Origin of the sequence: Flavobacterium psychroterrae, from assembly GCF_018380615.1 — a bacterium.
GTDB lineage: Bacteria > Bacteroidota > Bacteroidia > Flavobacteriales > Flavobacteriaceae > Flavobacterium > Flavobacterium psychroterrae.
In genome coordinates this window covers 1-1,027 of sequence record NZ_JAGYVZ010000077.1, presented here as the reverse complement: position 1 = coordinate 1,027, position 1,027 = coordinate 1, and the positions used below count along the sequence as shown (strand labels likewise).

The following is a 1,027-nucleotide window of genomic DNA, read 5'->3' as shown; positions in this document are numbered from 1 at the left end:
ATTAGCTGGCTCAAACAATTCTAATAATTTATGTAAAGCAATGAAGCTATATTTTCTTATAAACAATTGGCTTTGTATTAGATATAGTCAATTGCTTTACATAATATTTTGCTTTGCATAAACAGCAGATGCAGTAGTTCAAAAAGTGAACAGCGAAAAACAAGTGGTCAATTTCAGCATTGCCATCAATGACAATTACAAACCTAAGGGCAGTACCGAAGTAAAGGAAGTAGTTACCTATATCGATTGCTCCTATTGGTTAAATGCCAAAACAGCACAGTGGCTGAAAAAAGGAACACTCGTACAGCTCTTCGGACGTATTGGTATGAGTGTATACAATAACAGCGAAGGTTTAGCGGTAGGCAGTCTGACGTTTCACACCAGCAATATTAAAATTTTGGTTTTTGCCAAAAAGACAGAAACGGCTAAAGCCAATTCAGCGGTAAAAGAAAAAAAAACAAAAAAATCACAGGACGTACCTTTTTAATTCTATCACAATCACTTAAAATATAACATCATGGCACACAATATAAATTACAACGAGCACACAGAAAAACACAGTTTTTTCAGCACCAAGCAAACAGCATGGCACAATTTGGGGCAGATTATTAGCGATTACCCAACAAGCTCCGAAGCAATTATCCACGCAGGTTTAGATTATGAGGTAGAAAAACGCAGACTCTTTACAGCCGGTTCTGCCGAAATTATTTTGGATAATGAAATCATTCACAATAAAATTGAAGTACCTAATTACTACAGTACGGTGCGCACCGATAATGATGCCGTACTCGGTGTGGTGGGCAAAGACTACCAAATTGTACAAAACAGGGATGCCTTTTCTTTTTTTGATAGCATCGTAGGCGGTGACGGTATCCTATACGAAACCGCTGGGGCGCTCGGAAAAGGTTATGGAAAGTAAAAGATTATGTAAAATAGTCTGTGTCAATCTGTTCTTTTAGCTGTAGCTACACAATGTGTATTCTATTTTACTTTACATTATTTTGTTGTCGGCAATTATGCCTTAACA

General features: G+C 37.0%; 2 pseudogenes. Both read left to right on the top strand.

The features are described from left to right. Positions 1 to 133: 133 nt before the first annotated feature. Positions 134 to 487 (top strand): annotated as a pseudogene (locus tag KHA90_RS25105) (single-stranded DNA-binding protein); the annotation flags it as partial. Between the two features lie 30 nt (positions 488 to 517). After that, a pseudogene (locus KHA90_RS25100) lies at positions 518 to 907 on the top strand (DUF932 domain-containing protein); the annotation flags it as partial. Positions 908 to 1,027 lie beyond the last annotated feature (120 nt).